This window comes from Pseudomonas sp. ICMP 460 (assembly GCF_002723595.1).
GTDB classification, from domain to species: Bacteria; Pseudomonadota; Gammaproteobacteria; order Pseudomonadales; family Pseudomonadaceae; genus Aquipseudomonas; species Aquipseudomonas kitaguniensis.
In genome coordinates, this window is sequence record NZ_LKBR01000001.1 from 192109 (window position 1) to 216844 (window position 24736).

General features: G+C 60.6%; 25 protein-coding genes. 9 read left to right on the forward strand and 16 right to left on the reverse strand.

Annotation, left to right across the window (positions count from 1 at the left end; genetic code table 11):
* Positions 1–3: 3 nt before the first annotated feature.
* From ahcY to AO240_RS00895, 5 genes are all read left to right on the forward strand, one after another.
* Entirely contained in the window at positions 4–1413 is a 1410-nt protein-coding gene (gene ahcY, locus AO240_RS00875; RefSeq protein WP_058415136.1) for an adenosylhomocysteinase, read from the forward strand.
* Between the two features lie 185 nt (positions 1414–1598).
* The gene (metF, locus tag AO240_RS00880; protein WP_099234800.1) at positions 1599–2444 is read left to right on the forward strand and encodes a methylenetetrahydrofolate reductase [NAD(P)H]; all 846 of its coding nucleotides are present in this window, start codon (positions 1599–1601) and stop codon (positions 2442–2444) included.
* Positions 2445–2519: 75 nt separating this feature from the next.
* Positions 2520–3602, forward strand: coding sequence for a hypothetical protein (locus tag AO240_RS00885; RefSeq protein ID WP_099234801.1), 1083 nt, complete (start codon positions 2520–2522; stop codon positions 3600–3602).
* 71 nt (positions 3603–3673) lie between these two features.
* Positions 3674–4477 carry an ABC transporter substrate-binding protein gene (locus tag AO240_RS00890; protein ID WP_099234802.1) on the forward strand — a complete coding sequence of 268 codons (804 nt, stop codon included), beginning with the start codon at positions 3674–3676 and terminating at the stop codon, positions 4475–4477.
* Positions 4478–4699: 222 nt separating this feature from the next.
* On the forward strand, positions 4700–6598 hold the full coding sequence (locus tag AO240_RS00895; protein WP_099234803.1) for a DEAD/DEAH box helicase: 1899 nt from the start codon (positions 4700–4702) through the stop codon (positions 6596–6598).
* Positions 6599–6659: 61 nt separating this feature from the next.
* Here AO240_RS00895 and AO240_RS00900 read toward each other — a convergent pair whose 3' ends face one another.
* A complete protein-coding gene (locus AO240_RS00900) occupies positions 6660–7034 on the reverse strand; it encodes a nuclear transport factor 2 family protein (RefSeq protein ID WP_099234804.1) in 375 nt (124 codons plus the stop codon).
* Positions 7035–7160: 126 nt separating this feature from the next.
* Here AO240_RS00900 and AO240_RS00905 point away from each other — a divergent pair, with 126 nt between their 5' ends.
* Entirely contained in the window at positions 7161–8045 is an 885-nt protein-coding gene (locus tag AO240_RS00905) for a LysR substrate-binding domain-containing protein (protein WP_099234805.1), read from the forward strand.
* 62 nt (positions 8046–8107) lie between these two features.
* Here the strand turns inward: AO240_RS00905 and AO240_RS00910 are convergent, their stop codons facing one another.
* Together AO240_RS00910 and AO240_RS00915 are read right to left on the reverse strand one after the other, a co-directional pair.
* On the reverse strand, positions 8108–8686 hold the full coding sequence (locus AO240_RS00910) for a YceI family protein (protein ID WP_099234806.1): 579 nt from the start codon (positions 8684–8686) through the stop codon (positions 8108–8110).
* Positions 8687–8718: 32 nt separating this feature from the next.
* A complete protein-coding gene (locus AO240_RS00915; protein WP_099234807.1) occupies positions 8719–9270 on the reverse strand; it encodes a cytochrome b in 552 nt (183 codons plus the stop codon).
* 282 nt (positions 9271–9552) lie between these two features.
* Between AO240_RS00915 and AO240_RS00920 the strand changes: the two genes are divergently transcribed.
* Positions 9553–10959, forward strand: a complete 1407-nt coding sequence (locus AO240_RS00920) for an adenosylmethionine--8-amino-7-oxononanoate transaminase (RefSeq protein WP_099234808.1) — start codon at positions 9553–9555, stop codon at positions 10957–10959.
* 134 nt (positions 10960–11093) lie between these two features.
* Positions 11094–11813, forward strand: coding sequence for a 16S rRNA (uracil(1498)-N(3))-methyltransferase (locus AO240_RS00925; protein WP_099234809.1), 720 nt, complete (start codon positions 11094–11096; stop codon positions 11811–11813).
* Positions 11814–11938: 125 nt separating this feature from the next.
* On the opposite strand, the gene AO240_RS00930 is transcribed toward AO240_RS00925, so the two are convergent.
* Positions 11939–12556 (reverse strand): hemolysin III family protein, encoded by a 618-nt coding sequence (locus tag AO240_RS00930; RefSeq protein WP_099234810.1) that lies wholly within the window; start codon positions 12554–12556, stop codon positions 11939–11941.
* A gap of 120 nt (positions 12557–12676) precedes the next feature.
* Between AO240_RS00930 and AO240_RS00935 the strand changes: the two genes are divergently transcribed.
* Positions 12677–13597, forward strand: a complete 921-nt coding sequence (locus AO240_RS00935) for a LysR substrate-binding domain-containing protein (RefSeq protein ID WP_099234811.1) — start codon at positions 12677–12679, stop codon at positions 13595–13597.
* 1747 nt (positions 13598–15344) lie between these two features.
* Here the strand turns inward: AO240_RS00935 and madM are convergent.
* From madM to AO240_RS00995, 12 genes are all read right to left on the reverse strand, one after another.
* Entirely contained in the window at positions 15345–16109 is a 765-nt protein-coding gene (madM, locus tag AO240_RS00940) for a malonate transporter subunit MadM (RefSeq protein ID WP_058414523.1), read from the reverse strand.
* A 1-nt stretch (position 16110) separates the two neighbouring features.
* Positions 16111–16524: a malonate transporter subunit MadL gene (gene madL, locus AO240_RS00945; RefSeq protein ID WP_099234812.1), complete on the reverse strand. Its 414-nt coding sequence runs from the start codon at positions 16522–16524 to the stop codon at positions 16111–16113.
* 67 nt (positions 16525–16591) lie between these two features.
* Positions 16592–17491, reverse strand: a complete 900-nt coding sequence (gene mdcH / locus AO240_RS00950; RefSeq protein WP_099234813.1) for a malonate decarboxylase subunit epsilon — start codon at positions 17489–17491, stop codon at positions 16592–16594.
* The gene (locus AO240_RS00955) at positions 17488–18084 is read right to left on the reverse strand and encodes a malonate decarboxylase holo-ACP synthase (RefSeq protein WP_099234814.1); all 597 of its coding nucleotides are present in this window, start codon (positions 18082–18084) and stop codon (positions 17488–17490) included. Before AO240_RS00955 ends, mdcH begins: the two co-directional genes overlap by 4 nt.
* Positions 18078–18854, reverse strand: coding sequence for a biotin-independent malonate decarboxylase subunit gamma (mdcE, locus tag AO240_RS00960; protein WP_099234815.1), 777 nt, complete (start codon positions 18852–18854; stop codon positions 18078–18080). The genes AO240_RS00955 and mdcE overlap by 7 nt, the downstream gene beginning before the upstream one ends.
* The gene (locus AO240_RS00965) at positions 18851–19693 is read right to left on the reverse strand and encodes a biotin-independent malonate decarboxylase subunit beta (RefSeq protein ID WP_099234816.1); all 843 of its coding nucleotides are present in this window, start codon (positions 19691–19693) and stop codon (positions 18851–18853) included. The genes mdcE and AO240_RS00965 overlap by 4 nt, the downstream gene beginning before the upstream one ends.
* A complete protein-coding gene (locus tag AO240_RS00970; RefSeq protein WP_058414529.1) occupies positions 19686–19985 on the reverse strand; it encodes a malonate decarboxylase subunit delta in 300 nt (99 codons plus the stop codon). The genes AO240_RS00965 and AO240_RS00970 overlap by 8 nt, the downstream gene beginning before the upstream one ends.
* Positions 19985–20818 carry a triphosphoribosyl-dephospho-CoA synthase gene (locus AO240_RS00975; RefSeq protein ID WP_099234817.1) on the reverse strand — a complete coding sequence of 278 codons (834 nt, stop codon included), beginning with the start codon at positions 20816–20818 and terminating at the stop codon, positions 19985–19987. The genes AO240_RS00970 and AO240_RS00975 overlap by 1 nt, the downstream gene beginning before the upstream one ends.
* Positions 20818–22488 carry a malonate decarboxylase subunit alpha gene (gene mdcA / locus AO240_RS00980; RefSeq protein WP_099234818.1) on the reverse strand — a complete coding sequence of 557 codons (1671 nt, stop codon included), beginning with the start codon at positions 22486–22488 and terminating at the stop codon, positions 20818–20820. Before mdcA ends, AO240_RS00975 begins: the two co-directional genes overlap by 1 nt.
* A gap of 119 nt (positions 22489–22607) precedes the next feature.
* A complete protein-coding gene (locus AO240_RS00985) occupies positions 22608–23330 on the reverse strand; it encodes a hypothetical protein (protein ID WP_099234819.1) in 723 nt (240 codons plus the stop codon).
* A 192-nt stretch (positions 23331–23522) separates the two neighbouring features.
* On the reverse strand, positions 23523–23783 hold the full coding sequence (locus AO240_RS00990) for a DUF6124 family protein (protein ID WP_099234820.1): 261 nt from the start codon (positions 23781–23783) through the stop codon (positions 23523–23525).
* Between the two features lie 562 nt (positions 23784–24345).
* Entirely contained in the window at positions 24346–24597 is a 252-nt protein-coding gene (locus AO240_RS00995; RefSeq protein ID WP_099234821.1) for a DUF6124 family protein, read from the reverse strand.
* Positions 24598–24736 lie beyond the last annotated feature (139 nt).

Sequence of the window (24736 nt, forward strand, 5' to 3'; positions counted from 1 at the left end):
TTCATGAGCGCTGTAATTACGCCTGCAGATTTCACCGACTACAAAGTCGCCGACATGTCCCTCGCTGCCTGGGGCCGTCGCGAAACGTTTATCGCCGAATCCGAAATGCCTGCCCTGATGGGTCTGCGCCGCAAGTACGCCGGTGAGCAGCCGCTCAAGGGCGCGAAGATTCTCGGCTGCATCCACATGACCATCCAGACTGCCGTGCTGATCGAAACCCTGGTTGCCCTGGGTGCCGAAGTACGTTGGTCGTCCTGCAACATTTTCTCGACTCAAGACCAGGCCGCCGCTGCTATCGCCGCTGCCGGTATCGCGGTGTATGCCTGGAAAGGCGAAACCGAAGAAGAGTACGAGTGGTGCCTGGAGCAAACCATCCTTAAAGATGGCGCGCCATGGGATGCCAACATGATCCTCGACGATGGCGGCGACCTGACCGAGCTGCTGCACAAGAAGTACCCGCAGATTCTGGATCGCGTTCACGGCGTGACCGAAGAAACCACCACTGGCGTGCACCGCCTGCTGGACATGCTGGCCAAGGGCGAGCTGAAAATCCCGGCCATCAACGTCAATGACTCGGTGACCAAGAGCAAGAACGACAACAAGTACGGCTGCCGTCACAGCCTGAACGACGCGATCAAGCGCGGTACCGACCACCTGCTGTCCGGCAAGCAAGCGCTGGTCATCGGTTACGGTGACGTGGGCAAGGGCTCCGCTCAGTCGCTGCGTCAGGAAGGCATGATCGTTCGCGTTTCCGAAGTCGACCCGATCTGCGCCATGCAAGCCTGCATGGACGGTTTTGAACTGGTGTCGCCGTTCATCGACGGTATCAACACCGGCACCGAAGCCAGCATCGACAAAGCACTGCTGGGCAAGATCGACCTGATCGTGACCACCACCGGCAACGTCAATGTGTGCGACTCGAACATGCTCAAAGCCCTGAAAAAGCGCGCCGTTGTCTGCAACATCGGCCACTTTGACAACGAAATCGACACTGCTTTCATGCGCAAGAACTGGGCATGGGAAGAGGTCAAGCCGCAGGTACACAAGGTTCACCGTACCGGCGCCGGCACTTTTGACCCACAGAACGACGACTACCTGATTCTGCTGGCCGAAGGCCGCTTGGTAAACCTGGGTAACGCCACCGGCCACCCAAGCCGCATCATGGACGGCTCGTTCGCCAACCAGGTACTGGCGCAAATCTTCCTGTTCGGCCAGAAATACGCCGACCTGTCGCCAGCCCAGAAAGCCGAGCGCCTGACCGTGGAAGTGCTGCCGAAGAAACTCGACGAAGAAGTGGCCCTGGAAATGGTCCGCGGCTTCGGCGGCGTAGTGACTCAACTGACCAAAACCCAGGCCGACTACATCGGCGTGGCTGTTGAAGGCCCGTTCAAGCCACACGCTTACCGCTACTGATAGCAGCTGCAAGCTTTTAGCTTCAAGCGGCAAGTAAAAGCGGGTTGTTTACTTGCATCTGGTGGTTGAGAGCTTGCTACTTTATTGCTCCTTAAGCAGTTGAGAGATGTGAGCTTCAAGCAACAGCAACAGGCGCACCGCCCTCTTGCCGCTTGAAGCTTGCAACTTACAGCTGGAGACTCCCCATGTCCCAAGACCGTCGCTACAGCTTCGAGTTCTTCCCGACCAAGACCGATGCTGGGCATGAAAAACTGATGGCCACGGCCAAGCAGTTGGCCAGCTACCACCCCGACTTCTTCTCGTGCACCTACGGCGCGGGCGGTTCGACCCGTGACCGCACGATCAACACCGTGCTGCAGCTGGAAAGCGAAGCCAAGGTTCCTGCCGCACCGCATTTGTCTTGCGTGGGCGACAGCAAGGCCGACCTGCGCAGCCTGCTGACCCAATACAAGCAAGCCGGCATCAAGCGTATCGTCGCCCTGCGCGGCGACCTGCCGTCCGGCATGGGCATGGCCAGCGGTGAGCTGCGCTACGCCAATGACCTGGTGAGCTTTATCCGCGAAGAAAGCGGCGATCACTTCCACATCGAAGTGGCGGCTTACCCGGAGATGCACCCTCAGGCGCGTAATTTCGAAGACGACCTGCAAAATTTCGTGCGCAAGGCCAACGCTGGCGCCGACAGCGCGATCACCCAGTACTTCTTCAACGCCGACAGCTACTTCTACTTTGTCGAGCGTGTACGGGCGATGGGCGTCCACATCCCGATCGTGCCGGGCATCATGCCGATCACCAATTACAGCAAACTGGCGCGTTTCTCCGACGCGTGCGGCGCAGAGATCCCACGCTGGGTGCGCAAGCAACTGGAAGCTTATGGCGATGACGTCAAGAGCATCCAGGCGTTTGGCGAGCAGGTCATCAGCGAGATGTGTGAGAGATTGTTGCAAGGTGGTGCGCCAGGGTTGCACTTCTATACGCTTAACCAGGCTGAACCGAGCCTCGCTGTCTGGAACAACCTGAAGCTGCCACGCTAAGGTTTCTTCCAAAGTGCCCAGGCCCTCATAAAGAGGGCCTTTGCGGTTTTAAACGCCCACGGAATTGTGCAGTCCATGAATACAGCAGCCCCGACGCCCCGCCCGCAACTGGTCTACCTGGTATTCGGGGCAGAGACTTACCATCAGGAAGCGGTATTCAGTATCGCCAGCGCCTTGGCCTTGCTGCGTGATGCGCAAGACGCCGCCATCGATATTCAGGTGTTCAGCGATAACCCCGAGCCTTATCGCCTGTTGCCGGTGCGTGTGCGCCCGCTGGATGAAGCCACGCGTAAACGCTGGTGTGAGCCGCATGGCTACCATTTCCGCACCAAACACGTGGTGCTGCGCCAGGTGCTGCAAGAGTCCGAAGTGGCGCTGTTGATCGACACCGACACGTTTTTTCATCACTCGCCCACGGCGCTGTTTGAACGCGTGCAACCGGGCACGCTGTTGTGCAACGCCTTCTACACCAAGTACGGCGACAACCGCGAAAGCATCCTGTACAGCGCCCTGCACCAGCGCCTGCGAGACATGGGCGTGGCCGATGACGACATGATGACGCTTAATTCCGGGGTCATGGGCCTGCACCAGCAAGACGCGCACGTGCTTGATCGTTCGATCGAGTTAATGGACGAACTGTTCCCGCATGCCCAAGGCGCCTACACCCTCGAAGAGTTCTGCCTGTCGATCGCGGCTTACCGAACCCTCAACGTGCGTGAATGCCCAGACCTGATCCACCACTATTGGAGCCGCAAGCAGCTGTTCCGGGCCAAGGTCAAGGCATGGATCGCCAAGCACGCGGCCAACCCCACCAGCGCACTGGCCCTGGACGACACTCGCCAGGTGTCCGCCCACTTGCCACGCCCGCCGCGCCTGCAACGCTTGATGTACAAGCTGGTGACGCTGGTGCTGCCCAAAAACCAGCAGCAATTTATCCGCGAAATTCTCTACGGCTGCTATGAGCACGAAAACGAATTCGACCAGGCGTGCGCCCCGGTTTGGTGGGACAAGGCCCGACAAAATCAGGAAGAACGCCAGAAGCGCCCGATTGACGCGCACCTGCTTGAGCACTGGTTCGCCAACCCGGTGGTGCGGCTGATTCTGGGTGAGCGGCGCGAGGCCATCTATGAACACCTGATGAAGTCCCCCGGCAAATAAAAACCCGCTGCTGCCCGTCGATAACGATACCAGCGCTTCTTTTTAGCCCGAGACAGTCGTAACCTCGGGGCATGCGCGTATTTTTCCAGTGGTTGACCGCGGTTCTTTTCACTTGCCTGAGCCTGAGCGCCCAAGGCGAGAAACTGCGCATCGTCACCGAGCCGTGGGCGCCTTACGTGTACGACGATAACGGCACGATGCGCGGGCTCGACTATGAAACCACGGTGGTTGTGTTCCAGCGCCTGGGCATCGAGGTGGAATGGCAATTCCTGCCCTGGAAGCGTTGCCTGGCGATGCTCGACCAGGGCTTGGCGGATGGCGCGCTGGATATTTTTCACAGCCGCGAGCGCGCCAATCTGCTGCTCTACCCCAGCGAGCCGCTGTCCGACGTGGAGTTCGTGCTGTTCTACGCCACTGCGCGCCCGCATCCGTTTCACACCTTCGACGACCTGCGCGGCCTGACCATCGGCACCTCGCCGGGCTACCTCTATGGCGCTCAATTCAGCGAGTCCACCCTGTTCAATCAGGAGCCAGCCGCCAGCCATGAAGCCAACTTCGGCAAACTCGCGCTGGGCCGGGTCGATTTGGTGATCACCGACCGCCGGGTCGGCCAGCATGTGATCAAGGCGCTCGGGCTGAACGAGCAGATTACCCAGGCACCCGAAGTCATCAGCCGCCAGCCACAATTTTTGGCGGTGCGCCGTGGCGCAGGCATGGATTTGCTGGTGCAACGCTTTGCCGCCGAGCTTAAACGCTTCAAGCAAGAGCCCGCGTATGCGGCCTTAAGTGCCAAATATGCCGGCATGAGCCCCCAAACCAACGCATTACTCCCGCCTGCGCACACCGTTGAGCAGCAGGAAAGCAGCGCAGAGTGATTGCTCTGTTATACTCCGGCCTTTCCGCCAGGCTCACGCCCGGCCGCTGAGGTCTTGAAAAAGGCACCTAACCCCGCGACGAACGCAGCTTATAGCGCGCGACCGCCGGTGGAGTGCCCGCCAGACGCAGCAGGACCGGACGGGATTGCGCTCCCCTAAGCGCCATTCACGCCCGGTAAGATTATCCCTTTGGGCCAAGCCCTAACTAAAACAGGATTACTCATGTCCTTTGCTTCCCTCGGTCTCTCCGAGGCTTTAGTCCGCGCCATCGAGGCAGCGGGCTATACCGAGCCTACTCCGGTGCAACAGCGGGCCATTCCCGCCGTGTTGCAAGGCCGCGACCTGATGGTTGCGGCGCAGACAGGTACTGGTAAAACCGGTGGTTTCGCCCTCCCGATTCTGGAGCGGTTGTTCCCTAACGGTCACCCGGACAAATCCCAGCGTCACGGCCCGCGCCAACCGCGCGTACTGGTCCTGACCCCTACCCGCGAACTCGCCGCCCAGGTGCACGACAGCTTCAAGCTGTATGCCCGCGACTTGAAGTTCGTCAGCGCCTGCATCTTCGGCGGCGTCGGCATGAACCCACAGGTTCAGGCCATGTCGCGTGGTGTTGACGTGCTGGTCGCCTGCCCCGGTCGTTTGCTCGACCTATGCGGCCAAGGCAGCGTCGACTTGTCCCACGTGGAAATCCTCGTGCTGGACGAAGCTGACCGCATGCTCGACATGGGCTTTGTCCATGACGTGAAAAAGGTCCTCGCCCGCCTGCCGGCCAAACGTCAGAACCTGCTGTTTTCGGCAACGTTCTCCAACGACATCACCGCCTTGGCGGGCAAGCTGCTGCACAACCCGGAGCGCATCGAAGTCACGCCGCCGAACACCACGGTCGAGCGTATCGAGCAACGCGTATTCCGCCTGGCCGCCAGCCACAAACGTTCGCTGCTGGCGCACCTGATCACCGCCGGCGCCTGGGAACAAGTGCTGGTGTTCACGCGTACCAAGCACGGCGCCAACCGCCTGGCCGAGTACCTGGACAAGCACGGCCTCACCGCCGTTGCCATCCACGGCAACAAAAGCCAGAACGCGCGCACCAAAGCGCTGGCCGACTTCAAGGCCGGTGAAGTGCGCATCCTGGTCGCCACCGACATCGCCGCGCGCGGCCTGGACATCGACCAACTGCCGCACGTCGTCAACTTCGAGCTGCCAAACGTCGACGAAGACTATGTGCACCGTATCGGCCGTACCGGCCGTGCCGGGCGTTCGGGTGAAGCCATCTCGCTGGTTGCGCCGGACGAAGAAAAACTGCTGAAAAGCATCGAACGCATGACCAAGCAGAAAATCGCCGATGGCGACCTGATGGGCTTCGATTCCAGCGCCGTAGAGGCCGAAAAGCCTGAAGTGCGCGAGCGCCCGGACGTGCGTAACCCGCGCAACCCACGCGGTCCGAAGGGCGATGGCCCGAACGGCGGCGGTGGTGGCGGTGGTCGTCGCGACAAGGGCAAAGACAAGGGCGGCAAAGAAAAAGCGCCGGTCAATGGCCGTGGCGAACGCCCGGCCCGCGAGCAAAAACCGCGTGAAGGCACCCCGGCCCGCGAACAGCGCCAGCCGAGCCAAACACCACGCGCCGCCGCCGACCGCGCGCCGGACGAGTTCCTTGACGACGATGTGGACAACTTCGGTAACCGCGTTGATTACGTGCCCCAGGCCAAACCAGCCCAAGGCCGTGGCCGTCGCCCAGGTGCTCCGGCACAAGGCGCCGGTGCAGGTGCAGCCAGCGGCGCGCCACGTGGCGGCCAGCCACAGGGCGGTCGTCAGAATGGTCCGCGCAACAGCAGCGGCGGCACCACCGGCACACCACCTGCCAAGCGCAGCGGCCCGCGTAATGGCGCACCGCGTGACGGCCAGGCGCGTCGTGAAGACTCGCGCAGCAACAACCGTCGCCCAGCCCGTGACGAGCAGCCTCGTTTGTCCGAGCCCGCCGTGCAAAACCCGCGCGGTGGCCCGGCGCCGAAGATCATCCACAAGGAGTCGAAAGCTGACCGCTTCCCGACACCTGAGCAGTTGGACCAACTGCCAGGCCGCCCTCGTGGTGAAAAACCAGCGTTGCTGACCCGCAACCGCTGAGTTTTAAACGGCAAAAAAAACGCCCCGATTAATCGGGGCGTTTTTGCATCCGGCGGTTAATTTATTGATCAGCCGCCTCGCCCGCTTTATGAAATAGTTTGGCGAAGATCATCCAGCGCCCCTCAACTTTCATCAGATTCAAATAATCGACCATTACATTATTGAACAAGCGCAGGCGCACTTTCACGATGGCCATTTCTGCGGACATCACGTCAATCATCAGCACTTCATCAAGTTGCGGAAAACCGCCTTCTTGTGGCGACGCTCGGCCTTGAACCATGCTCCGATACTCGGCAAAAGGTCGCACAACCACCTGCGCATTCTGCGCGCTATAAAGTACGCAGCCACGGTGAAAGACTTTATCGAATGTGCTCAAATCCTGGGTTTGCAACACATTAAAGTAGTCGTTCAGAAACGCTTGAATTTCATCTATCACGGCCCACAACTCCCGAGGTTCAGCACGGGGTTATTTAAATAAATAACCAGGCGCGCATTATCGACAGAGCACTGATTTCACGTATAGCGGCTATTATTGGGCTTTTATGTGAAAGGAATTCATACATTGAAACTTCCTCCACTCGCCGCACTTCGCGCCTTCGAAGCGTTGGCCCGGCTAGGCAAGGTGAACCTGGCCGCCGCCGAACTGCACGTCACCCACAGTGCCGTCAGCCATCAAATTCGGTCTCTTGAAGAGTATGTGGAGATTGCGCTGGTGCTGCGCGACAAACGCTCCCTGGCGCTGACCGATGAGGGCCGTGTGTATGCCTACCAGATCAGGCAAGCGCTGGGCGAGATCGCCAGCGTCACGGAAAAACTGCTGGCGAAAACCAAACACGCGCAATTGAGCCTTTCAGTGCTGCCCTCCTACGCCATGCATTGGTTACTGCCGCGCTTGCATGATTTCAGGAGCGCCCACCCAGAGGTGCACCTGAGGTTGGCGTCGAGCATGGCGTTTGCCAGCTTCGAGCAGGGCCCGCTGGATTGCGCCATCCGCTTCGGCCATGGGCAATGGCCCGATGTGCATTGCGAAACGCTGATGGGCGACTCATTGCTGGTGGTCGCGGCGCGCGACTTCAACCACGGCGTTCCGCCAGGCACCGCGCAAGCGATCCTGCAGCAGCCCCTGCTGCACGCCAGTGAAAGCTGGCCGATCTGGCTCGGCGCTGCGGGCCTGGAAGGCCAACGCCCTCAAGCCTCACTGGAGTTTACCGAGTCTACGTTGATGCTCGAAGCGGTCAGGCTGGGGCACGGAATCGCGTTGACCCGCCGCTCCATTGCCCATTCACTGATTCAACGCGGGGACCTGGTCAGACTCACCGACATCGAACCGGCGCACCCTTCACGTTACTTTCTGGTCTGGCCGGTGGGCAGTAAACATTCAGCGCAGTTAACCTTGCTGCACACCTGGCTGAAAGAACAGGTGGCGGCCTATCAAGCTGATTTATAGAACGCCAGGCAGCAAAACGCCGACCCTGGGGCCGGCGCTGTGCGTGCTAAACAGCGAAATAATTACTTCGCTTTGACGCCTTCCAGCGAGATGTCCAGGTCCAGTGTCTGCGAAGACGGGCCCGGGCCTTTGATGCCGAAGTCGTTCAGGTTCAGCGTGGTGGTGGCGTTGAAGCCAGCACGTTCGCCGCCCCATGGGTCTTTGCCTTCACCGTTGAAGGTGGCCTTGAAGGTGACAGGCTTGGTCACGCCGTGAAAGGTCAGGTCGCCGGTCACGTCAGCGGTTTTCTCGCCGGTGGATTTAACTGCAGTAGACACGAACTTGGCGTCGGCGAACTTGGCAACGTCCAGGAAATCTTTGCTGGCGATGTGCTTGTCACGTTCTGCGTGGTTGGACCACAGGCTGGCGGTTTTCACGTCGACTGCGATTTTGCTGGCCTCAGGCTTGGCGGCATCCCAGCTGAACGTACCGTCCCAATCCTTGAAAGTACCGTGGATGTAGCTGTAACCCAGGTGGCTGATTTTCCAGTCGATGAAGGCGTGTTGGCCTTCTTTGTCGATCTTGTAGTCAGCGGCCATTGCCGAGCCTGCGGACAGCAGGGCAGAACCGAGTGCCAGAGCAACGAGTGTCTTTTTCAACATGCTTTCTATTCCTTGTGAGTCGAGGTTGAACATCAGGCTTTGCGCCCCAGCATTCGCGTGAGGGTCGCATCACGATCGATAAAGTGGTGTTTCAAGGCAGCCACGCCGTGCAAGCCGGCGAAGACCACCAACACCCAGGCGAGGTACAAATGCACCACACCAGCGGTGTCTGCCTGGTCCGGTAGCCCGGAAACCACGGCAGGAATCTCAAACAGGCCAAACACCGGAATACCGACACCGTCTGCGGTGGAAATCAGGTAACCGGCAATCATCACGGCAAACAGCCCGACATACAGGAACGCATGGCCGAACGCAGCCCCGATACGCGTCAAACGGCTGTAGCTGGCCAGCGCGGGCGGCGGCGGGCTAAGCAGGCGCCAAACGATGCGTATCAGCATGATGGCGAACAACGTGATGCCAATGCTTTTATGCAGGTCGGGTGCCTCTTTGCGCCAGGCGCTGTAGTAGTCGAGGCCGACCATCCACAAACCCAGCGCGAACATACTGAACACTACCAAGGCTACGCCCCAGTGCAAAACGATACTGACCCAACCATAGCGGGCCGATGAATTACGTAACTGCATGTCCCAACTTCCGTATTAGCTGTGCCAAAGACTAGCGATTTACCTATCGGATTAAAGCCGAAAATTTCGCTTTGAAATATCGAGAAATACGATCATGAGATTATGCACAGTACGTTAACAATGGATTAAGGACTATTCCCAAGAAACGTGACAGATCGTCCTGCGTTTACGGCGAATTCGTTCATCAGGCCTGCAATGGGTTGTAGCACAGCCTGGCATTGCATAGGCTTGCGCGATTGTTTCGCCTGCGCCAGCCGCAGGACCGCTTCGAGGAGATAGACGATGGGCTTGAATAACCAGTGGATGCAACGCGACCTCGCGGTGCTGTGGCATCCCTGCACCCAGATGAAAGACCACCAGCAACTGCCACTGATCCCGATCAAGCGCGGTGAAGGCGTTTGGCTGGAAGACTTTGAAGGCAAGCGCTACCTCGATGCTGTCAGTTCCTGGTGGGTCAATGTGTTCGGCCACGCCAACCCGCGTATCAACCAGCGCATCAAAGATCAGGTGGACCAGTTGGAGCACGTGATCCTCGCGGGTTTCAGCCACCAGCCAGTGATCGAGTTGTCCGAGCGCCTGGTCAAGATGACGCCCGAAGGCCTGACCCGCTGCTTCTACGCCGATAACGGTTCGTCGTGCATCGAAGTCGCGTTGAAGATGAGCTTTCACTACTGGCTCAACCGTGGCCAGCCGAACAAAAAGCGCTTCGTCACCCTGACCAACAGCTACCACGGCGAAACCATTGCCGCGATGTCGGTGGGCGACGTGCCGCTGTTTACCGAAACCTACAAGGCGCTGCTGCTCGACACTATTAAAGTGCCGAGCCCGGATTGCTACCTGCGCCCAGAGGGCGTGAGCTGGGAAGAACACTCGCGCACGATGTTCCAGGCCATGGAACAGACCCTTGCCGAGAATCACGACAGCGTCGCCGCGGTGATCGTAGAACCGCTGATTCAGGGCGCCGGCGGCATGCGCATGTACCATCCGGTGTACCTCAAGCTGCTGCGTGAAGCCTGCGACCGTTACGGTGTGCACCTGATTCACGACGAAATCGCCGTGGGTTTCGGCCGCACCGGCACTATGTTCGCCTGTGAACAAGCCGGTATCCGCCCGGATTTTTTGTGCCTGTCCAAAGCCCTCACCGGCGGTTACCTGCCGTTGGCGGCGGTGGTCACCACCGACGATGTGTACGACGCGTTCTACGACGACTACCCAACCCTGCGCGCCTTCCTGCACTCGCACAGCTACACCGGCAACCCGCTGGCGTGTGCGGCGGCGCTGGCGACGCTGGATATTTTTGAAGAAGACAACGTCATCGAGAACAACAAGGCCCTGGCCCAGCGCATGGCCACCGCCACCGCGCACCTGGTGGACCACCCGCACGTGTCGGAAGTGCGCCAGACCGGCATGGTGCTGGCGATCGAGATGGTCCAGGATAAAGCCACCAAGACCGCCTACCCATGGCAGGAACGCCGTGGCTTGAAGGTGTTCGAACACGCCCTGGAGCGCGGCGCGCTGTTGCGGCCATTGGGCAGCGTGGTGTACTTCTTGCCGCCTTATGTGATCACGCCGGAGCAGATCGACTTCTTGGCGGAAGTGGCCAGCGAAGGGATTGATATTGCGACCAACAGCAACGTCAGCGTGGCCGTGCCCAAGGACTTTCACCCAGGCTTCCGTGATCCGGGCTAATCGGTAATCGAAGGCGAACCGGCTAGCGTGGTGAGCGGGCCTGTTTCCACAACAGGCCTGTTTGCCACAATAAGCATGCCCGCAACACTGAACACTGCCGCCCTTAGGCTTCGTACATTTTTCAGAGAACAGAAATGAGACTGTCCCGCTTTTTCACCGACATCCCGCTGAGCCTCGGCGAGTTCGAATTACCGGAAGCCCAGGCGCATTACATCAGCCGCGTGTTGCGCATGAGCGAAGGCGACGCCGTGCAACTGTTCGACGGCTCCGGCCAGGAGTTTTTGGGCACGTTGCTGGAAGTCGGTAAAAAGCGCGTCAGCGTGCAACTCACCGAACACTTCGCCGGCCAGGCTGAATCGCCGTTGCTTATCCACCTCGGCCAAGGCCTGTCGCGGGGTGAGCGCATGGACTGGGCGATTCAGAAAGCCACCGAACTGGGCGTGAATGCAATAACCCCGATTTTCAGCGACCGCTGTGAAGTGCGCCTCAAGGACGAACGCGCCGACAAACGCCTGTTGCACTGGCGCCAGGTGGCGATCAGCGCATGCGAGCAATGCGGTCGCTCGACAGTGCCGGTGATTCACCCGCCACTGTTGCTGGCGGACTGGTTGAAGCAGGCCGAGGCGGATTTGAAGCTGGTGCTACACCCGGTGGCCGAGCCGCTGGTCAGCCATGCCAAGCCTGCCAGCCTGGCCTTCTTGATCGGCCCTGAAGGCGGTTTGACCGACCTTGAAGTCGACACCGCCCAACGCGCCGGCTTCCATGCCGCGCGCCTCGGCCCGCGCGTGCTGCGCACCGAAACCGCGCCAGTGGTGGCGCTGGCCGTGGCGCAACAACTGTGGGGCGACTTCTAACCTTGCGGTGCAAACCCAATCAAAAAGCTGGGAGCAGCATTGTGCAGGCGACTCGGTAGCTCAGTGGTACCCAGTGAAATGTGGGAGAGGGCTTGCTCCCTCCCACCTTTTGCACGGGCTGCCAGTTAAAGCACGTAATGCATGATCGCCACGAAATGCAGCAAACTCCCGCCGATCACAAACAGATGCCAGATCCCATGGGAATGCCGCAGGCGATCCTCCAGGGCAAAAAAGATAATGCCCACGGTGTACAACACCCCGCCCGACGCCAGCCACGCAAACCCCGCCGTCCCCAGCGCAGCGATCAGCGGTTTGACCGCCACCAGCACGATCCAGCCCATCACCGCGTAAATCACGATCGACAGAATGCGTGCCTCGGAGCGCGGTTTGATCTCTTGCAGGATGCCGATCACCGCCAGCCCCCAGACGATACCGAACAGCGTCCACCCCCACGGGCCTCTTAGCGTGACCAGGCAGAACGGCGTGTAGCTGCCGGCGATCAGCAGGTAGATCGAGAAGTGATCGACCTTCTGCATGATCTCTTTTCGTCGCCCGCGCACGCTGTGGTAAACCGTCGACGCGCTGTACAGCACCAGCAGCGTAAAGCCATAAATCGCCACGCTGACAATCTTCCAGGGGCTGCCATCCAGGCTCGCCACCACCAACATCCACACGGCGCCAACAAAGGCTGCAACCGCCCCGAGCAAATGGCTCCAGGCGTTGAATCGTTCCCCGTGATACATGCGCCACTGACCTCCCGCTCTCGTGATTGATTCATATATAAGGGTCCAGCGTTGCGCAGCAGAGTGCAAGACCCTTGTGTTCGGGGCACAATCGAGCGCATTCGAACAAGAGCCACGGCCATGCTGATCGACGAAGAATTCACCCTCAAGAAGCTCGAGATCTTCCTGGCGTTCATGCGCACCGGCAACCTGGCCCGCGCCGCCGCCGAGCTGCAAACCAGCAACGTCAGCGTGCACCGCGCCATCCATTCACTGGAAAACGCGCTGCGCTGCCCATTGTTCAAACACGAGGGGCGCAACCTCACCCCGCTGGAAAGCGCCTATGTGCTGGAAGAGCGCGCGCAAAAGCTGGTGGCCGAAGTGGTCGACAGCGTGCGCCTGACCCGCGAAGCCGCCGGTTTTTCCGCCGAGCGCTTCAAGCTCGGCTCGCTGTATTCGCTGACGGTGAAGACCGTGCCGCAACTGATCATGGGCCTGAAAATACGCCGCAGCGAACTCAACATCGACCTGATCCTGGGTTCCAATTTCGACCTGCTGTACAAGCTCAAGAACATGGAAGTGGACGCTATCCTGATCTCCCTCGACGAGCGTGCAAACGACCCCGACTGCGAACAGATTGCGCTGTTTACCGACGACATCTTTTTGGCCACCCCGGCGGACTCGCCGTTCGACCGCGAGCAGCAAATCGACCTCGCCGACGTGCGCGACGCCACGTTTATCACCCTCACACAAGGGTTCGCCACCCACCAGGATGGCAACCGTGTGTTCAAGCAAGCGGGGTTCGAGCCGAAGGTGGCGATGCAGGTGAACGACATCTTCACGCTGTTGAGCATGGTCAGCTCGGGGGTGGGTTATGCGTTGCTGCCGGGAAGGATTGCGGCGGTGTATGAGAACCGCGTGAAGCTGATACCGTTGCAACCCCGGTATCGGTTGCAGCAGCACATTGGCGTGGTGTTCTTGAAAGCCAAAGAACGCGACCCGAACTTGCTCGCGCTGTTGGCAGAATGCCGGATGTACGCCAATCGGCAGATGCCAGCCTGACACAAAGCCATCGGGAGCAAGCCCCCTCCCACATTGGACTGCATTCCAAACAGGGGTTTGCTCCCTACAACACTGGGCTGCAGTCCAAATAGGGCTTGCTGCCTACAACATTGGGCTGCAGTCCAAATAGGGGCTTGTTACCTACAACACTGGGCTGCATTCCAAACAGGGATTTGCTGCCTACAACTCTGGACTGCACTCCAAACAGGGGCTTGCTACCTACAACACTGGGCTGCACTCCAAACAGGGGCTTGCTGCCTACAACTCTGGGCTGCAGTCCAAATACTGGCTTGCTACCTACAACACTGGGCTGCAGTCCAAATAGGGCTTGCTGCCTACAACACTGGACTGCATTCCAAACGGGGGTTTTCTCCCTACAACACTGGGCTGCAGTCCAAATAGGGCTTGCTCCCTACAACTCTGGGCTGCAGTCCAAATAGGGCTTGCTCCCTACAACTCTGGGCTGCAGTCCAAACAGGGGCTTGCTCCCTACAACACTGGACTGCATTCCGAACAGGGGTTTTCTCCCTACAACACTGGGCTGCAGTCCAAATAGGGCTTGCTCCCTACAACTCTGGGCTGCAGTCCAAACAGGGCTTGCTCCCTACAACTCTGGGCTGCAGTCCAAACAGGGCTTGCTGCCTACAACACTGGGCTGCAGTCCAAACAGGGCTTGCTGCCTACAACACTGGGCTGCAGTCCAAACAGGGACTTGCTCCCTACAACTCTGGGCTGCAGTCCAAACAGGGGCTTGCTCCCTACAACTCTGGGCTGCAGTCCAAACAGGGGCTTGCTCCCTACAACTCTGGGCTGCAGTCCAAACAGGGGCTTGCTCCCTACAACTCTGGGCTGCACTCCAAATACTGGTTTGCTACCTACAACACTGGGCTGCATTCCAAATAGGGCTTGCTCCCTACAACTCTGGGCTGCAGTCCAAACAGGGGCTTGCTCCCTACAACACTGGGCTGCAGTCCAAACAGGACTTGCTACCTACAACACTGGGCTGCAGTCCAAATAATGGCTTGCTCCCTACAACACTGGGCTGCAGTCCAAATAGGGCTTGCTCCCTACAACTCTGGGCTGCAGTCCAAACAGGGCTTGCTCCCTACAACTCTGGGCTGCAGTCCAAACAGGGCTTGCTGCCTACAACACTGGGCTGCAGTCCAAACAGGGGCTTGCTCCCTACAACTCTGGGCTGCAGTCCAAACAGGGGCTTGCTCCCTACAACTCTGGGCTGCAGTCCAAACAGGGACTTGCTCCCTACAACTCTGGGCTGCAGTCCAAATACTAGTTTGCTCCCTACAACTCTGGACTGCACTCCAAATAGGGCTTGCTACCTACAACACTGGGCTACAGTCCAAATAGGGCTTGCTCCCTACAACACTGGACTGCAGTCCAAACAGGGGTTTTCTGCCTACAACACTGGGCTGCATTCCAAAGAGGGGTTTTCTCCCTACAACACTGGGCTGCAGTCCAAAAAGGGCTTGCTCCCTACAACTCTGGACTGCACTCCAAAAAGGGCTTGCTACCTACAACAATGGGCTGCAGTCCAAATAGGGCTTGCTCCCTCCAACACTGGGCTGCAGTCCAAATACTGGTTTGCTCCCTACAACACTGGGCTGCAGTCCAATAGGGCTTGCTCCCTACAACACTGGGCTGCAGTCCAAATACTGGCTTGCAAACCCGATCAACTGTGGGAGGGGGCTTGCTCCCGATGGCGCCAGACCAGGCAACCAAATTCCCACATTTAGCCAACCAACCCACGCACGATGAAGTACAGCAGCGATGGCCCGAGCAAACAGCCGAGCCCGGTGTGGAACGTCGCGGTCAACGCGCCATACGGCACCAACCGCCGATCCGTCGCGGCCAAGCCTGCGGTCACGCCGCTTACGGTGCCAGCCAAGCCACCAAACACCATGGCCGAACGCGGGTTATCCAGGCCCATCCAACGCGCCGCCACCGGCGTGCCGACCATCACCAGGATCGCCTTGATCAAGCCGGTGGCAATCGACAGCGCCATCACGTCCGAGGTCGCGCCTATCGCGGCACCGGTCACCGGGCCGACGATGTAGGTCACCGCCCCCGCGCCGATGGTGGTCATGCTGATCGCATCACGGTAACCAAACGCCCAGGCCATGCTCGCGCCAACAATAAACGGCAGAATCGTCCCCAGCAGCAGCGCAATCACACCGATCATCCCGGCTTTGCGCGCTTCGGTGGCTTGCACTTCAAACGCCGTGGCGACGATGGCGAAGTCACGCAGCATCGCGCCGCCCATCAAGCCAATGCCCGAGAACAACGCCACGTCGGCCAGGCCTTTTTGCCCGCCGGTCAGCGTGCCGCCCACCCAGGCCAGCACCAGCCCGATCACGATGGCAATCGCCGAGCCGTGAATGCGCCCGAAGGTCAGGCGCTTGGACAGCACCACCGACACCCACATCACCACGCCGACGAACGCGAACGCGGTGACCAGGCCGTTATTCACCAAGCCTTTTTCAATCAGAGGCCACATATCAGCGGCCCCCCGCGACAGGTGTCGGCGCAATCAGCGGCTCTTCATCGGGCAACGGCTCGCCTTTATGAGTGCGGCTGATCAAGGCGATGGTGCAGCCACACACCACCACCGAACCGATGGCCGCCAGCACCGCCACCGGGCCGCCGTGCAAGGCGGTGACCACGTTTTGTTGCGCGGCCATGGCGACGACCACCGGGATATACATCGCGCCCCAGAAGCCCACGCCCATCTCGCAGTCCTTGGTCATGCCGCCGCGCTGTTGCATCCACAGGCGCGCGCAGATCAGCAGGATCATCGCGATGCCCACCCCGCCCACGTTGGATTTAACGCCGAGCAACACGCCGAGCATGTCACCCAGTATCACGCCCGCCAGCATGCAGATTGCCAGCAGGGCCACACCGTAAATAATCATTGTTGTTGTCCTCAAAGTGCTCGATCGAAATTGTTGTTTTTGTGCTTCGAAAGCCTTGGGTCGTGCTTTATCGGTGGCGGCGCTCCTCCTCTTGCAGCAGGGCCTGCAAGGTGTCCAGGCGCGCGCCTTCACAGGCGATCACCGTGCCTTGGTCAAATACGCGGCGTGACAGCCCGGTCAGCACGCTGCCGGGGGGCAGTTCGATTTGCAGGCGCACGCCACGCTCATAAGCGCTTTGCACGGTGCCGCGCCAGTCGACGACGCGGCACATATTGAAGGCCAGGTCGTCGCGCAACTGTTCGGGGTTGTGAATCGGCCGCGCGCGGGTGCTGCTCAAGTAGGTGATGCGCGGCGTCTTGAGCGTAACGAAGGCTTGTGCCAACGCTTGCGCCGGTTCATCCAGCAACGCGCAATGCGACGGCACGCTGACCGCCAGGCGCTTGGCGACGCCATTGCCTTTGATGCGCTCGGCCACCAGCTGCATGGCCGCATCGCTGCCGGCAATCACGGTTTGGTTGTCGGCGTTGATGTTTGCCAGATACACCGGGGTTTCGCGGCTGTGAATGTCGGCCAACACCTGTTCGACTGTGGATAACTCGGCGCCGATGATCGCGGTCATGCCGTAGCCTTGTGGATAAGCGTTTTGCATCAACTCGCCGCGCAGGCTGACCAGTTTCAGCGCATCGGCAAAGTCCAGGGCGCCCGCGATGACTGCTGCCGGGTAGGCGCCAATCGACAGGCCCGCCACGTAATCCGGCGTGTGTTGCAGCAGGCGGGCATGCGCCACACCGGCGATCAACAGACACAGCTGCACAGCACGCGTGGACTCCAGAGCGTGCGCCACATCGAGCTGACGAACGTCTTCGCCTAACGCATTGCTGGCTTCCTCCAACACCTCAGCCGGCAACCGCTGGAGCATGCCGGGCCGTTGGGCGCCCTGCCCTGGAAACACCAGCAGGCTGCTCATGCCACGGCCTGCCATGGGTCGAGTACCAAGTGCGCACCGCTGGCGGTTTTCAGCAGCACGCGGCGTGAGCCGCCCGCCCATTCACGCAGGGCAAACGCGCCAAATGGGCTTTGCAGTTGCAGGTCTACCGCGCACGGCGCAGTGTCCAGTAGCGCCAGCAACGCCTCGGCATCGCTGCGTTCAAGCCGCTCGGGCGCGCACACAATCAAATCCAGGTCGCTGCCGGCATGCAGCGCTTGAATGCCGGTGGCCAACTCAAACCCTGCGCTACCGGTGACGCCCCACGGCGCCTGCGCCAACACCGGCCGCAGTTGATCAAGTGCGCGCAATGCCGGTAAATCGCGCGGTGAGATCACCTCGCGCAGCGCCTGCGGCGTCACTCGCCGTTGAATCGCTGCGGTGGGCATCACGGCCGCAAACCGTTGCTCACGCAGGCGCCCGCGCACACCCACCGCCACCGTGCCCGGCGCGGTGAGCGCGCGGCGTACCACCACGGGCTCGCCCGCCGCGATGACCTCGGTCACCCACGCCGGGACAGCGGCGGGCAGATGCGCCAGGGTCATGCCCCAGAGCAAATCGTGGGCGTTCACCATTGCTCTCGCAACAGTTCGCGCACGTGGCTGGAGGCGGCGCGATTGGCTGCGCCGAGGCGGCCGCGCAAATCACTGCCGCCGGCCTGTACATCCTTGATCGCATTCGCCAGACAATCGCCGACCCGCGCCACATCATCGGCGCTGGGCTGTTCAATTTGACTGACCGACAAAGTCTCCCAGAGCAACCCGAGGCTGGCGTAGCTGTCGATGTCATAGGCCATCGGCGGCACACTGGCGGCCAGCGCTTCCAGCTCTTCGACGCTGCGCAAGGTCACCCGCGCCGCCGACGCCTTGCCCATCGCGTGCACCATCACGCCGGGGTCACGCAGGGCGATCAGGCGGTTGGCCTGGTAGCCGTGGGCCAGAAACGCGCCGGACATGGCCTTGCCCACCAACAGCGCGATCACCGGGTGCCCGGCCAACCGAGCGCGCGCATAGCTGTCGGCAGCGGCGGCCAGCGCCTGGTGAATACCGAGGGCTTCTTCGCGGCGGCCATAGGCTTGGCTGGGCACGTCGACGATGGCGATGATCGGGCGCTGGTCGCCGCGCTCGATGGCGGCGTCCACCGCCTTGGCCAAGCCCCAACCTTCGAGCAAGCCGACCTCGCCATTACGCGCCCGCGCGAAACGGTTATGTTCATCGGTGACCACGGCGATAAAGCGCACCGCGTGTTCGCCCAACACGCCATCGGCGACTTTCAGCGACGCCGGCAAACCGTCCACGGGCGTGGCGCCATTGCTCAATGCATTGAACCACTGCAACCCTCTCATGAGCGTTCTCCTTGATACAGCTCGCGCACCGTCGCCGGGTCGATTTGCGGCGCGGCGTCCAGCTCGGCCAGGCGCGCCAGGTAAAACCCGGCGCGGCGGCTGCGTTGTTCGGCGGGCAAACCGTGTTGCAACAATGTGCTGACGGTGTGTTGAACCTGCGCCACATCGTCGGCCACATAACGGTCGGCCAGGCCGCTGTTAAAACGCTGCTCGCCGCCGGTCAGGCTCCAGATAAACGGGCGGTCGCGCGAATCGTATTCTTCCAGCCCCGCTTCCTGCTCGATCACCTGTGGGCCGTTGAGGCCAAGGCGCGCTTCACGGGTGACCACGAGGTAACTGCATAACCCGGCGGCGATGGACATGCCGCCGAAACACCCGACGCTGCCCGCCACCACACCGATCACCGGCTGATACTGGCGCAGGTCGACAATCGCCGCGTGAATATCGGCAATCGCGGCCAGGCCCAGGTTGGCTTCCTGCAAGCGCACGCCGCCGGTTTCGAGCAACAGCACCGCACGCGTGGGGATGCCCTTGCGGTTGTCCTCGGCGGCGAGTTCCAGTGCACCGGCGATTTTTGCGCCGCCGACTTCACCGAGGCTACCGCCTTGAAAGTTGCCTTCGATGGCGGCCACCACCACCGGCAATCCGGCGATGTTGCCTTTGGCGATCACCACGCCGTCGTCGGCCTGAGGCACCACGCCTTGGCGGCCCAGCCACGGCGACATCACGCGCTGGAACGGGTCGATCAGTTCACGGTAAGAGCCAGCGTCGAGTAACGCCTTGGCTCGCTGCCGCGCGCCGAGTTCGACAAAGCTGTGTTTAGCCAGCAAGTCAGTCATGGCCGATCTCCTCGAAACCCTGCTCCAAGCGCAAGCGCACCACGCCGGGCGTCGCACCGAAGTCGTGGATGTCAATCTTCAATGCCGGGGGCGTCTGCTCCTGAAAGATTCGCTCGAACAGATGCTGCCAGCGCTGTTCGGCGCCATTCACCGAAGTCTGCACCTGAATCGTCAGCGTGCCAGGCGTGCCCGGTTCCAGCAGCACTTCAAGGTCGCCGGAACCGACGCAACCTACCAGCGCACGGCCTTTTGGCGGCTGCCCGGCGGGGAATTCAAAGGTTAGGGTTTCCATCAAAACGCTCCGTCGAGGCGGTCGATAAACAGGCAGGCGGCCAACAGGTCAGCGGCGCCGCCGGGGGAGGCATTCAGGGCCAGCAGGTGTTGGTCGAGTTCGTGCAGTTGGCGGCGCCCGGCGAGGCTGGCGCTGCCGCCGGCCTCCAACACTGCCTGGGCGCCGCGTTGCATGGCGTGCAAGCCTTCGGTGCCGGCGCGGTACAGCACGCAGGTGTCGGCCAGCTCGGTCATGATCGCGAGCAACGCATCCAGGCGCGCGTTCTGTTCGCCAGCGTTTTGCAGGCGGCTTTTGTGCAGTTGCGGCAGGCCGCGTTGCATCACCGCAGGGAAGCCGAGCTGCGCTTCTTCCCGCGCTCCGCGTGCGCCGTAGCGTTGCGCAACCTGAGCGCCGTGGCTCAAAGGTTGCGGGGCGTAGCGGTCGTTGAGCAAGGCAAGCCTGGCGGCGTTCAAGGTGATGGTGCGAGGCTCCAGAGCGGCCGCCGCAGTGAGCAACCCGAGGGCCCAGATGGCGCCGCGATGGGTGTTCACGCCGCCGGTGGTGACGAGCATCGCCTGCTCACCTTCTCGACCAATGCGCCCGAGGGCTTCGCGCAGGGGCAAGCCGACTTCACCGCATTCAAGCGCGGCTTCGGCCATTTCCTTGAACATCGGCCACAGCGACAGCGCTGAGGCGTGCATCAGCCCCAAGTGCAAATCGCTGTGCGCGCCGTTACCGCGACGGTCGACCAAGGCAGGTTTTGGCGATAAGTCAGCCTCATCGATCAACGCCTCCACGGCCCTATCTGCCAGGCGATCCGCCAGGCTCAGTTCGTGCAGTTTAAGCGCGCGCATTACCAGCTCCTGAACTTGGCGGGTGGGTTGTACAGGCCGCCGGACCACTCCACCAAGTCGGCCACGCTTTTGGCGGCCAACAGTTCGCGGGTGGCGTCGGTGCGGCGGATGCCCAAGTCTTCCGGCAACGCGATCAAGCCTTCGCGGCGCATGCGCGCGGTGTCTTTGGGGTTATGGCGCATGCCGATGGCGGTCACCCCGGCGACGGCGGCGATCATCGCCTGGCGTTCTTCAAGCGAGCGCGCCTTGTAAAGGTAGGCGATGCCTTCTTCGGTCAGCAGGTGGGTCACGTCGTCGCCGTAGATCATGATCGGTGCCAGCGGCATGCCGCTTTTGCGCGCCACTTCCACCGCGTCGAGGGTGTCGACGAAGGTCGGCTTGCCGCCTTCCTGGAAGGTCTCGACCATTTGCACCACGAGCTTTTTGCCGCGCTCAAGCAAGGCTTCAGGCGCGTCGTCGTGGCGCATATCCAGCCACGCCGGCGTGCTGTGGCGACGGCCGCGCGGGTCGTGGCCCATGTTCGGCGCGCCACCAAAACCTGCGAGGCGACCCCGCGTCACCGTGGAGGAATGGCCGTCGCCGTCGACTTGCAGGGTGGCGCCGATGAACAGGTCGACCGCGTATTGGCCGGCCAGTTGGCAAACCATCCGGTTGGAGCGCATCGAGCCGTCGCGCCCGGTGAAGAACACATCCGGCCGCGCGGCGATGTAGTTTTCCATGCCCAGTTCGGTGCCGAAGCAATGCACGCTGTGCACCCAACCGCTTTCGATGGCGGGGATCAGCGTCGGGTGCGGGTTGAGTGTCCAGTTGCGGCAGATCTTGCCCTTCAGGCCGAGGGATTCGCCGTAGGTGGGCAGGATCAATTCGATCGCGGCGGTGTTGAAGCCGATGCCGTGGTTGAGCGACTGCACGTTGTGTTTTTCGTAGATGCCACGGATAGCCATCATCGCCATCAGCACATGCACCGGCTTGATGTGGCGCGGGTCGCGGGTAAACAGCGGTTCGATGTAGAACGGCTTGTCGGCCACCACCACAAAGTCCACCCAACTGGCCGGGATGTCGACGCGCGGCAACTCGCTGACGTCGTCCACCAACTGGTTAACCTGCACGATCACGATGCCATCGCTGAACGCGGCGGGCTCGATCAGCGCAGGCGTGTCTTCGGTGCTGGCACCGGTGTAGATATTGCCCGCGCGGTCGGCCATGAACCCGGCAGAAAGCACCACGTTGGGGATCAGGTCCACTACCAGCCGTGCGTAGAGTTCAATGTACGTGTGGATCGCGCCGATTTCCAGCAAGCCGTCTTCGAGCAACTGGCTGATGCGCAGGGATTGGGTGCCGGCAAACGAGAAATCCAGTTTGCGCGCGATGCCTTTTTCAAACAGGTCGAGGTGCTCGGAACGGCCCACGCTGGGCATGATCATGTGCAAATCGTGGAGCTTGGCCGGGTCGGCCTTGGCCAGAGAGCGCGACAGAAAGTCGGCCTGCTTCTGGTTGTTGCCTTCGAGCACCACGCGGTCGCCGGGAAGGATCAGCGCCTCAAGGGCTTCGACGATCTTGTCACTGGGCAACACCGCCCCGTCGGCAAACTGCTTGACCAGCCCAAGGCGCCGCTGCTTCTCGTCGCGCCGCCGCGTCCAGCGCGAGTCGGGGGTGAGGGTTGTTGTCATGGTCGCTCCACGGGTTTGCTGTCGTGGGCTGTACCTTAGGAGTGAACGGCGGGGCTATCAATCAAGCTCAGCGCTGGATCGTTACGGCAGGGTTAATGATAACTCAATGAATACGGGCTTTATCTTCTTCGCCATTCAGTGCGATGGAACCATAACGTCCTGAACAACGCCACGGCGGCGAAGATGTGCAGCCCCACTACCGCCGCCGCACTCCACTGCCAAAGGCCCGACAGTGCCTGGCCGTACACCGGCAACAGCAGCACGAGCAATGCCACCAGCGCGCCTGCACCCAGTTGTTCCCAGTGTTGCAGGCGACTTGGACGGGAGACGATCGCGTAACCAAGCAAAGCGCCCAGGCACACGATCAGCAGGCTTAACAGGTCCTGCTCTGCGACGGGAGGCCACTCCAGCAAACTGAGTGGCAGGCCGATCGCAAACACGGTGAATGAGCAAATTCCGACAAACACAAAGGCATATTCGAGGGCGTCCAACAGGCGGTTACGGATGAAACCCCGCGCCTGCTCGTCTTCATCGTTGCTTGGGCCTTGGGATATAGCCACCGCCAGCAAGCCCGAGCCGAGGCCACCCAGCGTCATGACCACAAAATTGCTCACAACCCCTTTGATCGCGTTGTCGGCACCGATGAGCTTGAGGCTCTCCAGGTACACCAGAATAAACACCGCGCCGGCGCACGAAACCATGAACCCCCACAGCTTGCCGCGGTTGGACTGAACGTTCATGGTCACGGCGGCCGTCAGCACCAGCACCACAAACCACATGAGCAAGGCACCGGTAAACCGATTGAGGTTGTACAGCCAGGCGAACCCATCCAATAGCCACATTGCGTCGATACTTCCATCGAAAAACTCCCTTGGCTATCGGCAGTGTGTCGAGGATCTTTACCGCGCGCGGTGCGATCAGGTGGGTCAGTTGAATGGTGTCAACGGCCAGGTAGCCATCGGGAGCAAGCCCCCTCCCACAGTTGATCTGTGGCATTTGCCAGGTATCAGTCCCCTATAGCGACCGATCAGTCCCTATAGGGGACCATTTTTTGATGTGGGTGAAGGGCTGACTTGCTCAAGCGCCCTGTCGACCAGTAACTGCGCCAGCTCTGCCATTTGCTGAATCGCCAGCATCGTTGCGCGCTGGGTGGTGTCCAGGTTGAAGGCTAGATTGCAGGTCATTGCGTTGAGGGAAGACAAGGTTTCGCTGGCGTTGACCAGCACGGTTTCGGTGTTTTGATGGGGGTTTACGGTGAACAGTTGGACGGGCGGATTTGGAGTGGGTTTGACCATGATTTACAGCTCCGATATGTGATGGAAGCTGCCCTCATCCGCTTGCACGCAAATAAGGTGGCAGCTGTGCGCAGGTGTGCAAGACCGGGCATATCGGACCCCGGCAGACCCCAAGGGATCTCCCACGCACAGCCGCCATAACAAATACAGCGGGCATAAAAAACGCCCGTTGAATGGCTATGGGCGCTTGTGCGCCGATATGTAACCGGACTTGCACGTCCGTGTCACCGCTTTTCGATGACGGGACGAAGACTAGCCGCCATGGCTACCCACAACAAGTTCATGCACAGCCCAAAATCTTGCAGGAAAATTCCGATAGCCCAACCACCATGATCATTCCCACGCGGAGCGTGGGAACGATCAATCAACCATTTGCGCGGATCGAGTAGCCGGCTCGGTGTGCCAGAAACAGGAAATGAATGTGGGAGGGGGCTTGCTCCCGATAGCAGGCTGCCAGTTGATACAGTGCAGCTGACCCACCGCTATCGGGAGCAAGCCCCCTCCCACATGTTGATCTGTGGCATTTGCCAGGTATCAGTCCCCTATAGCGACCGATCAGTCCCTATAGGGGACCATTTTTTGATGTGGGTGAAGGGCTGACTTGCTCAAGCGCTCTGTCGACCAGTAACTGCGCCAACTCTGCCATTTGCTGAATCGCCAGCATCGTCGCGCGCTGGGCGGTGTCCAGGTTGAAGGCTAGATTGCAGGTCATTGCGTTGAGGGAAGACAAGGTCTCGCTGGCGTTGACCAGCACGGTTTCGGTGTTTTGATGGGGGTTTACGGTGAAGAGATTGAACGAGGAAAATTTTGACATCGGCTAAGGTTCCTAATTGATCAAAAAGGAACGCCTGGAGAGCTAGGCGTCTTTTGCGCCTAAACAGATTTTCGGACTTGCACGTCCGTGTCACCGCTTTTCGATGACGGAACGAAGACTAGCCGCCATGGCTACCCAC

Excerpts from the sequence above, each read along its gene's own strand:
- ahcY (WP_058415136.1), top strand. The coding sequence starts at position 4 with ATGAGCGCTGTAATTACGCCTGCAGATTTCACCGACTACAAAGTCGCC.
- metF (WP_099234800.1), top strand. The coding sequence starts at position 1,599 with ATGTCCCAAGACCGTCGCTACAGCTTCGAGTTCTTCCCGACCAAGACC.
- AO240_RS00885 (WP_099234801.1), top strand. The coding sequence starts at position 2,520 with ATGAATACAGCAGCCCCGACGCCCCGCCCGCAACTGGTCTACCTGGTA.
- AO240_RS00890 (WP_099234802.1), top strand. The coding sequence starts at position 3,674 with ATGCGCGTATTTTTCCAGTGGTTGACCGCGGTTCTTTTCACTTGCCTG.
- AO240_RS00895 (WP_099234803.1), top strand. The coding sequence starts at position 4,700 with ATGTCCTTTGCTTCCCTCGGTCTCTCCGAGGCTTTAGTCCGCGCCATC.
- AO240_RS00910 (WP_099234806.1), bottom strand. The coding sequence starts at position 8,686 with ATGTTGAAAAAGACACTCGTTGCTCTGGCACTCGGTTCTGCCCTGCTG.
- AO240_RS00915 (WP_099234807.1), bottom strand. The coding sequence starts at position 9,270 with ATGCAGTTACGTAATTCATCGGCCCGCTATGGTTGGGTCAGTATCGTT.
- AO240_RS00920 (WP_099234808.1), top strand. The coding sequence starts at position 9,553 with ATGGGCTTGAATAACCAGTGGATGCAACGCGACCTCGCGGTGCTGTGG.
- AO240_RS00925 (WP_099234809.1), top strand. The coding sequence starts at position 11,094 with ATGAGACTGTCCCGCTTTTTCACCGACATCCCGCTGAGCCTCGGCGAG.
- AO240_RS00930 (WP_099234810.1), bottom strand. The coding sequence starts at position 12,556 with ATGTATCACGGGGAACGATTCAACGCCTGGAGCCATTTGCTCGGGGCG.
- AO240_RS00935 (WP_099234811.1), top strand. The coding sequence starts at position 12,677 with ATGCTGATCGACGAAGAATTCACCCTCAAGAAGCTCGAGATCTTCCTG.
- madM (WP_058414523.1), bottom strand. The coding sequence starts at position 16,109 with ATGTGGCCTCTGATTGAAAAAGGCTTGGTGAATAACGGCCTGGTCACC.
- madL (WP_099234812.1), bottom strand. The coding sequence starts at position 16,524 with ATGATTATTTACGGTGTGGCCCTGCTGGCAATCTGCATGCTGGCGGGC.
- mdcH (WP_099234813.1), bottom strand. The coding sequence starts at position 17,491 with ATGAGCAGCCTGCTGGTGTTTCCAGGGCAGGGCGCCCAACGGCCCGGC.
- AO240_RS00955 (WP_099234814.1), bottom strand. The coding sequence starts at position 18,084 with ATGGTGAACGCCCACGATTTGCTCTGGGGCATGACCCTGGCGCATCTG.
- mdcE (WP_099234815.1), bottom strand. The coding sequence starts at position 18,854 with ATGAGAGGGTTGCAGTGGTTCAATGCATTGAGCAATGGCGCCACGCCC.
- AO240_RS00965 (WP_099234816.1), bottom strand. The coding sequence starts at position 19,693 with ATGACTGACTTGCTGGCTAAACACAGCTTTGTCGAACTCGGCGCGCGG.
- AO240_RS00970 (WP_058414529.1), bottom strand. The coding sequence starts at position 19,985 with ATGGAAACCCTAACCTTTGAATTCCCCGCCGGGCAGCCGCCAAAAGGC.
- AO240_RS00975 (WP_099234817.1), bottom strand. The coding sequence starts at position 20,818 with ATGCGCGCGCTTAAACTGCACGAACTGAGCCTGGCGGATCGCCTGGCA.
- mdcA (WP_099234818.1), bottom strand. The coding sequence starts at position 22,488 with ATGACAACAACCCTCACCCCCGACTCGCGCTGGACGCGGCGGCGCGAC.
- AO240_RS00985 (WP_099234819.1), bottom strand. The coding sequence starts at position 23,330 with ATGTGGCTATTGGATGGGTTCGCCTGGCTGTACAACCTCAATCGGTTT.
- AO240_RS00990 (WP_099234820.1), bottom strand. The coding sequence starts at position 23,783 with ATGGTCAAACCCACTCCAAATCCGCCCGTCCAACTGTTCACCGTAAAC.
- AO240_RS00995 (WP_099234821.1), bottom strand. The coding sequence starts at position 24,597 with ATGTCAAAATTTTCCTCGTTCAATCTCTTCACCGTAAACCCCCATCAA.